This window comes from Acidisphaera sp. S103, assembly GCF_009765975.1.
Taxonomy (GTDB): Bacteria; Pseudomonadota; Alphaproteobacteria; order Acetobacterales; family Acetobacteraceae; genus Rhodopila.
Genome location: NZ_LMUJ01000069.1, coordinates 19914 through 27664, shown reverse-complemented (window position 1 = coordinate 27664; position 7751 = coordinate 19914). Strand labels below are relative to the sequence as shown.

At 67.2% G+C, this 7751-nt stretch carries 8 protein-coding genes; 7 read left to right on the top strand and 1 reads right to left on the bottom strand.

Going from position 1 to position 7751, the window contains the following annotated elements; translation table 11 throughout:
• From GSQ89_RS25060 to GSQ89_RS25035, 6 genes are all read left to right on the top strand, one after another.
• Nucleotides 1–668: UPF0149 family protein (locus GSQ89_RS25060; protein WP_216856373.1), on the top strand; the 668-nt coding region annotated here is incomplete at its 5' end.
• 65 nt (nucleotides 669–733) lie between these two features.
• On the top strand, nucleotides 734–1414 hold the full coding sequence (locus tag GSQ89_RS25055) for a metallophosphoesterase (RefSeq protein ID WP_254073359.1): 681 nt from the start codon (nucleotides 734–736) through the stop codon (nucleotides 1412–1414).
• 299 nt (nucleotides 1415–1713) lie between these two features.
• The gene (locus GSQ89_RS25050; RefSeq protein WP_158930384.1) at nucleotides 1714–2250 is read left to right on the top strand and encodes a histidine phosphatase family protein; all 537 of its coding nucleotides are present in this window, start codon (nucleotides 1714–1716) and stop codon (nucleotides 2248–2250) included.
• Nucleotides 2250–3704, top strand: coding sequence for a CHAD domain-containing protein (locus GSQ89_RS25045; RefSeq protein ID WP_158930382.1), 1455 nt, complete (start codon nucleotides 2250–2252; stop codon nucleotides 3702–3704). The genes GSQ89_RS25050 and GSQ89_RS25045 overlap by 1 nt, the downstream gene beginning before the upstream one ends.
• A gap of 93 nt (nucleotides 3705–3797) precedes the next feature.
• Nucleotides 3798–4358, top strand: a complete 561-nt coding sequence (locus GSQ89_RS25040; protein ID WP_158930380.1) for a thermonuclease family protein — start codon at nucleotides 3798–3800, stop codon at nucleotides 4356–4358.
• A 115-nt stretch (nucleotides 4359–4473) separates the two neighbouring features.
• Nucleotides 4474–5781 (top strand): NAD(P)H-dependent oxidoreductase, encoded by a 1308-nt coding sequence (locus GSQ89_RS25035; protein WP_158930378.1) that lies wholly within the window; start codon nucleotides 4474–4476, stop codon nucleotides 5779–5781.
• 8 nt (nucleotides 5782–5789) lie between these two features.
• Here the strand turns inward: GSQ89_RS25035 and GSQ89_RS25030 are convergent, their stop codons facing one another.
• The gene (locus GSQ89_RS25030) at nucleotides 5790–7088 is read right to left on the bottom strand and encodes an MFS transporter (RefSeq protein WP_158930376.1); all 1299 of its coding nucleotides are present in this window, start codon (nucleotides 7086–7088) and stop codon (nucleotides 5790–5792) included.
• 292 nt (nucleotides 7089–7380) lie between these two features.
• Between GSQ89_RS25030 and GSQ89_RS25025 the strand changes: the two genes are divergently transcribed.
• Nucleotides 7381–7751 (top strand): chloride channel protein (locus GSQ89_RS25025; RefSeq protein ID WP_254073358.1); only part of this gene is annotated, 371 nt, incomplete at its 3' end.

Below are 7751 nucleotides of genomic sequence, written 5' to 3'. Positions count from 1 at the left end.
TCCCTGAAGGAGAAGCAACGTCGATGGCACACAGTCCGACGCCGGCGGTGGTGGTCGATCTTGACGCTCTCGACGCCTGGCTCCTCTCGGAAGACTCCCCCGAGACGTCCATGGTGCTGTCGGATCTGGACGGGTTCCTGACCGGTATCATCGTGGGGCCGGAGCCGATCCCGCCGACCGAATGGTTGCCTCGCATCTGGGGCGGCCAGGAACCGGTGTTCACCAGTGCCGACCAGGCCAGGCTTATCCTTGAGACCATCATGGGCCGCTACAAGGAGATCGCCGAACATCTCGATGCCGGCCCCGACAGCTTCGATCCGCTGTTCGAGTATGGCCCGGAGGGGCACCCGGTCGTCACCGATTGGGCCGCCGGCTTCGTGGACGCGGCGATGTTGCGGCCGCGGGCCTGGGAAGAGATGCTGCGGAATGATCAGATGGCCGCGGTGTTCTGGCCGATGCTGCTGCTGGGGGCGGACGATGATGCGCATCCGCAGTTCGACGCCCCTCCCGTGCCGGAGGAAGCGATGGACGAACTTTACGAAAACGCCGATGCCATCCTCAGCGAATGCGTCTTTCGTATCCGTGCGTTCTGGCAAAACCATGCCGGGCAACCTGTATCGAAGCACAAATCGAGGCGCCGGCCGCCTGATTCCCGGCGCCGCCGCTGACATCACCGGTTCGCGAGCCATTGCCGGGTTGGCGCGGAACGCCAATCTATCGGCATGATAGTATGATGAACGCTGCCTCGATCCCTGCCGGTGCCAAGATCCGCGTTGTCGGCGACGTCCACGGCGATGCCACCGGATTCGCCTATGCGATCGCCACCGACCGCTACATCGTGCAACTCGGCGATCTGGTGGATCATGGGCCGGACAGCGCCGGCACGCTGCGGATGATGTTCGATCTGGTGGAAACCGGGCGCGGGCTGTTCATCCTGGGCAACCACGACCTGAAGCTGGCGCGGGCGCTGTCGGGCGATCAGGTGCGGATCGAGCCGGTGGTGCAGGCCTCGATCGATCAGTTGGACGACGATCTGCGCACCCGAGTGCCGCGCATGGTCGCCGAGGCCCCCGCCTGGCTGCGATTCGGGTCGGTGCTCTTCGTCCATGGCGGATTCCACACCGCCATGCTGGAACAGCCATCCCCAGACCATGGCCTGGATCGTCCCCATGGGCCTCTGGCTCGGGCACTCTACGGCGAGCCGACCGGGCGTATGCAGCCCGATGGATACCCCGAACGCAGCCTGCGCTGGGTCGACCGGATCCCGGAGGGCTTAACGGTGTACTGCGGACACGATCGCCGCAGCAACGACGGACGGCCCTATGTGCGGCATGGCAGCCAGGGCGGAACGGCCGTATTCCTGGATACCGGCGCCGGCAAAGGCGGCCACCTGTCCTGGATTGACCTACCCTAGGCGTGTGCGTGACCGGTGCGGGCGGGAGAAGAAAGCAAGGCCAGGGCTCTGCCCTGAACCCGCCAAGGGCATTGCCCTTGGAACCGCGTATGGGGTGTGGGGCAAGGGGGCCGACACGGGGCTTGCAACATCGACGTTGGCCCCCTTGCCCCACACCCCATAAATGGATTTCAAAGGCCCAGCCTTTGATGGGGTCGAGGGGCAAAGCCCCTGGCCTTACTTTCCTTCCCCACCCACACCGGCCACGCACACGCCGGGGGAGGACAAGCCGTGCGGGGTGTGGCAGGATGGATGCCGACATGCGCCAGCTACTGCTTTTACGGCATGCGAAGTCCTCATGGGACGACGCCGCGATGCCAGACCGGGACCGTCCGCTCAATGCGCGCGGGCGCCGGTCGGTGGCTGCCATGCGCCAGGCGATGCGCAATCTGGGCCTTTCGCCCGATGTCGTGCTGGTCTCCACCGCTCGGCGGACGATGGAGACGCTGGAGGCGCTGGAGCCTTGGGATGACACGCTGCTGATCGATCCGATCGACAGTCTTTACCTCGCCAATGTGATGCAACTGACCGCGGCGCTGCACGGCGTGGCGGAGACGGTGCGCAGCGTGCTGCTGATCGGTCACAATCCCGGCCTGCACGACTTGGCCCTAAGCTTGGCCGGCGACCGGGCGATGCGCGTCGGCGGCGAGAATGAGCGGGCTTTGGCGAACGGTTTCCCGACCGGGGCACTGGCCGAGTTCGTCGTTCCGGGATCGTGGTGGGACCTGCGGGAGGGCGGCGGCCGGCTGGTGCGGTTCCTGACGCCTCGGATGCTGGAGGGCGCCGGGTTATCCTGATGGAACTCGAACTCGCGGCGGATATGGAGACGGTCGCGGGCTTATCGCGGATGAAGGCGCTGACCGCCTGTCGCGACGGCCGGCCGCGCACGCAATCGGTGAAGATCGTCTGGCATGACAGCCCGGATCACGCGTTGCTGGCCGACGGCCTGACGCTGGCCGAACAGCGGGGTGTCCGGCGGGTGGAGCGTGTGTATCCCGGGGCCGAGACATGGTTGCCGGCGCAACCGGTTCCGGTGGTCGCCGATCCGGCCGAACTGCCGTCACCGCTGGCGCCGCTGGCGGCGTTTGAGGGGCGGCAGGCCAGCAGCGTGCATCGGTTCGGCGATCAATCGGTTACCATCACGGTGGCCAGGGGCATCCTGCGTTCGGTGACGGCGGAGCAGCCGGTGGCCCGCATCTGGCTGAACGGCGAGGATCAGGCGGTGTGGTCCGCCGCGGTGCTGATCGCCGGTGCCGGGACGGTGGCGGTGCCGGCGGCGTCGCTGGCGGCGGAGGGGATCGCCCTGGCGACCGGACGCACGGTGGCCAGGCGGCATGAAGGCGCGCCGATACTGCCCACCGGATCGCCGAGTGTGATCGATGCGCTGACGCATATCATGGGTCACCTGACCGACGTGATCCTGGCCTATGCGCCCGTAGCCGTCCGGCCGGACAGTCAAGGGGTTGAGGCGGTCCATCAGATGCGGGTAGCGGTGCGGCGTGCCCGGTCGGCCGTGTCGATCTTCCGATCCGCGGTATCCGACGGCGCATTGGACGCTGTTGGGGATCGCCTCAAGGACCTGGGCGTGCGGCTGGGCCCGACCCGGGACTGGGATGTATTTGCCGATGAAACCATGCCCGCCCTGCGGGAGGCGTTGCCGGATGACGAGCGGCTGGAACGGCTGAGCGCGGCGGCATCACGCCAGCGGCAGGCGTGCCGGAAGGCGCTGGCGGCGTATCTGGCCAGTCCGGCGTTCCGCCTGCTGGGCATCGAATTGGCCTGGTTCGCGTCCGCCGGCGCCTGGCATGCGCCGCCGCCGGTGGCTTCGGAGGGGGAAGCGACCGAACCGCCGACGCTGACGGCGTTCGCCGGGCCGGTGCTGCAGCATCGCTGGAAGAAACTGGTTTCATTAGGTAAGCGGATCGAAGAACTCGATGTGGCATCCCTGCACGGCGTGCGGCTGCGGGCCAAGCGGGCGCGTTATGCGGCGGAGATGTTTTCGCCGCTGCATCAGGGCAAGACGGCGAGCCGATTCATTCGCCGCCTGAGCGTCCTGCAGCAGCGTCTCGGTATTTTGAACGACGGTGCGGTGGCGACCCACCTGCTGGCGGAGCTGGGCGGTCCGTCGGGACGGCATGCCTATGCGGCCGGGCTTGTCGTCGGTTTTCTGGCCGCGCGTTCGGCGAAGATACGCCCTCGTATCGTCCAGGCATTTGAAAAATTCCGGCGTCAACCAGCTTTTTGGGGTTGACGGTTGCCATCAGGCTTGCGATCCCGACTGCGAATCGGTGATCGGGACCATCAGCCGATACGAGCCGGAAGCAAAACAACCGGGATATGAGCCGTGTCGTTGAACCATAAACGGCGGATTTTTCGTGCGCACGCAAAGCCGCTCCCATTCCGGGACCGCCGGCTGCCTTCGCTTGCCGTGCTGCTCGCCACGGCGAGTGGCGTGGTCACTTTGGTGGTCGCGGTCTCGCTGTTCGTGCGGTCGTCGGAGGCGCCCGCCCATGTGCCGGCCAACCTGCGCCTTTCCGCCCCCGCCGCCAGCCTTGCCGTGCTGGACGGGGATACGCTGCGGCTGGGCGATCAGGTGGTACGGCTGGCGGGCATCACCGCGCCCGCACGCGGTTCGGTTTGCCATGGCAGCGGGCAGGAAAGCGTCGATTGCGGCGTGGCGGCGGCGAACGCGCTCGCGTCGCTGGTGCGCGGCAGCGCCGTCGATTGCACGATCCACGGCCATGACGACCAGGGGCGGCCAGTGGGTAACTGCCGGGCCGGCGATACGGTTTTGAGCGAGGCGTTGGTGCGGAACGGCTGGGCGCGCGCCGAAGCTGCCGACCTCCAGGACCCGCAAACCACCGCTCGGGCGGCCGGCCGAGGAATTTGGCGGACGGGGTCGTAGCGCCAGGCCACGGATCAGATTGGTTGCATTCGCGACGGATCCGGACGCCTTCCCACCGGTTCGCATTTCGCCGCTCACCGGGTAGAAGCGGGGCGCCATATCCGGGAGGGCCACCATGAACCTGTATCGCTTGCTGCAAAAACGCACCGCCAACGGCCACCCCGTGCGGGTCGGGCTGATCGGCGCCGGCAAGTTCGGGTCGATGTTCCTGTCCCAGGTGCCCACAACGCCGGGGCTGGAGGTCGCCTGCATCGCCGACCTGTCGCCCGACCGGGCGCGCGAGGCTTGCCGCCGCGTCGGCTGGACCGAGGACCGCATCGCCGCGACACGCTTCGTCGATGACGCTGCCGCGATGATCGCGTCGCCGGACGTCGAGGTCGTCGTCGAAGCCACCGGCCACGCGCCGGCCGGTCTGTTCCATGCCCGCCGGGCGATCCGCGAAGGCAAGCACATCGTCATGGTGAACGTCGAGGCGGACGTGCTCGCCGGCCCCCTCCTGGCCCGCGAAGCCGAGGCGGCGGGCGTGGTCTACAGCCTGGCTTACGGCGACCAGCCGGCACTGATCTGCGAGTTGGTGGATTGGGCGCGATCCTGCGGCTTCCCGATCATCGCCGCCGGCAAGGGCACCAAATACATGCCGGAATACCATGCCTCCACACCCGAAACGGTGTGGGGCTATTATGGATTGACACCGGAGCAGGCAAAGATCGGCGGGATGAACCCACAGATGTTCAACTCGTTTCTTGATGGCACGAAATCAGGAATCGAAATGGCGGCGGTGGCCAACGCCTCCGGCCTGACGCCGGCGCCCGGCGGGCTGGTGTTTCCGCCGGTGGGTACGCACGAAATGGCCGAGATGCTGCGGCCGGGCAACGCCGGTACACTGCACCATGCGGGGCAGGTGGAGGTGATCTCCAGCGTGCATCGCGACGGCAGCCCGGTGGTGAACGACCTGCGCTGGGGTGTGTTCGTGGTGTTCGAGGCGCCGAACGACTACGCCCAGCGCTGTTTCCAGGAATACGGCGTGGTGACGGATTCCTCCGGCCGGGTGTCGGCGCTGTACCGGCCATTCCACCTGATCGGGCTGGAGCTGAACGTCTCAATCCTGTCGGCAGCGTTGCGTAAGGAGGCGACCGGGGCGCCCACAGGTTTCCGCGGCGATGTGGTTTCCACCGCCAAGCGGGACCTGCGGGCAGGGGAAGTGCTGGACGGCGAAGGCGGCGCCTGCGTCTGGGGCAAGCTGATGACGGCGGCGGACAGCCTGCGGCATGGCGGCTTGCCGATCGGGCTGGCCAACCGCGTGCCCTTGGTACGGGATGTAGCGGCGGGGCAGCCGGTGACCTGGCACGATGTGCGGATCGACACGGCGGACGAAGCCTACAAATACCGCCGCGCGATGGAGGCAGCGTTTCCGGCCGGCTGACCGGCTCGCTATCGTGTCGCGCGGATAGGCGACGGACGGGCCTCAGTTCGTGGCGCCACCAGCACGCAGGCGGCGGCCGCCAGCATGAACAGGCTGGCGGCGATCATCGGGATCTCATAGCTGCCGGTCGCGTCCCGCAGCAGGCCGACCAGTTGCGGCGCGGCGTAACCTGAAATGTTGCCGATGGAGTTGATCACCGCGATCCCGCCCGCCGCGGCGGCGGGACCCAGCCAGGCGGTGGGCAGGTTCCAGAAGCAGGGCAGGGAGGCGGAGATGCCAAAGCCGGCGAGGCAGAAGCAGCCCATGGCGACGACCGGATTGACCGCCAACGTCAGGCCGGCCCCCATCAGTCCGGCGCATGCCATCAGGCAGGGCAGGGCGACATGCCACACCCGTTCCCCGGTGCGGTCGGAACTGCGGGAGAACACAATCATGCCAATGACACCGCAAAGGTTGGGCAACGACGACAGATAGCCAACGGTCTGGTCGCCATAGCCCATCGTCTTGATCATCAGCGGCAGGAAGAAACCCTTCGAATAGACCCCGAAGCCGATCAGCAGGTAGCCGACGGTCAGCATCATGAGCGTCGGGGTGGCGAGCGCCCGCATCAGGCCGAGTGTCTGCGTGGCGCTCTGCCGGCTCTCCGCGTCCAGTTGACCGCGCAGCCAGGCCTGCTGGCCGTGATCCAGCCAAGCGGCGTCCTCCGGGCGGTCGCGCATCAGGATCGGGCACAACAGGGCCAGCACGCAGGCGGGAATGCCCTCGATCAGGAAAATCCATTGCCAGCCGGACAGGCCGTGCCAGCCGTGCAGCAGCAGCAGGTTGCCCGACAGCGGGCCGCCGATCACACTGGCGCTGGCGCCGAACGCATAGAAGATCCCCATGGCCTGGCCCCGGTGGCGGGATGGGAACCAGCGCGTCATGAACCAGGCGACGCCGGGGAAGAAGCCTGATTCGGCGACGCCGAGGAGAAAGCGCATCACAACGAAACTGGTCGCGCCGGTGACGAAGGCGGTCCCGGTCGAGCACAGGCCCCAGGCGATCATGGTGATGCCCAGCCAGCGGCGGGCGCCAAGGCGGGTCAGGATCGTGCTGGCGGGAAGCTGGAACAGCACGTAGCTCCAGAAAAACGCGCCGGCCGCAAGGCCATAGGTCGTCGCCGACAGACCCAGTTCCCGGTTCATGGTCAGCGCGGCGATCGAGACGTTGAAGCGGTCGAGCGCGTTGATCATGTAGGCGAGGCTGAGGAAGGGGATCAGCCGCCAAGCCACCTTGCGCATGACGGTGTGTTCGACTGAAGTCGCCATCGTCCGTCCTCCCGTGCCGCCTCTGTCGTGCGGTTGGGAAAGCGTAAGCCCGTCGAGAAGGCGCACACCAGGGAATTCGATTGGGGGACGCCGGCGGAGGCCCGGCCGGTTGACTTCACCACGCACGGCACCCCGCGAGGCGCATTGTCCCGGACCCACCGTCATGGCATCGCGCGGCTGGCCCGGTCATGGCACAATCCGCCTGTCGATGCAGACAGCGTAAGGAACCACCATGGCGTTTGGACGAAGCGGACTCATCGTACGTCTGCGGCGGATGGCGAGGATGCCGCTGGTGTCACCACGCCTGTGGTGGCGGCGGGTCGTCTTCTGGGTCGGTGCGGTGCTGGTGGCGGCCGTCGCGGTGGGTTTCGCCAAGGCCGCGGACTTTGCAGGCGGGTTGTTCGTGCAATACACCGCCGGTCACGTCTGGTTGCCCTTCATCATCGCGCCGGCCGGGCTGACGATTGCCTTCCTGCTCACACGGCGCGTTTTCCCGGGGGCGCAGGGCAGCGGCATCCCGCAAACCATCGCCTCACTGCACATGCATGATCCGGCCATGGTCGACCGCGTTCTGTCGCTGCGGATCGCGGTGGGAAAAGTGCTGTTGACGTTGCTTGGTCTGGCCGCGGGTGCCTCGATCGGCCGCGAGGGCCCAACCGTCCA

Bases quoted from the DNA above. Each gene is read 5' to 3' on its own strand.
- GSQ89_RS25055 (WP_254073359.1), top strand. From the start codon at position 734: ATGAACGCTGCCTCGATCCCTGCCGGTGCCAAGATCCGCGTTGTCGGC.
- GSQ89_RS25050 (WP_158930384.1), top strand. From the start codon at position 1,714: ATGCGCCAGCTACTGCTTTTACGGCATGCGAAGTCCTCATGGGACGAC.
- GSQ89_RS25045 (WP_158930382.1), top strand. From the start codon at position 2,250: ATGGAACTCGAACTCGCGGCGGATATGGAGACGGTCGCGGGCTTATCG.
- GSQ89_RS25035 (WP_158930378.1), top strand. From the start codon at position 4,474: ATGAACCTGTATCGCTTGCTGCAAAAACGCACCGCCAACGGCCACCCC.
- GSQ89_RS25030 (WP_158930376.1), bottom strand. From the start codon at position 7,088: ATGGCGACTTCAGTCGAACACACCGTCATGCGCAAGGTGGCTTGGCGG.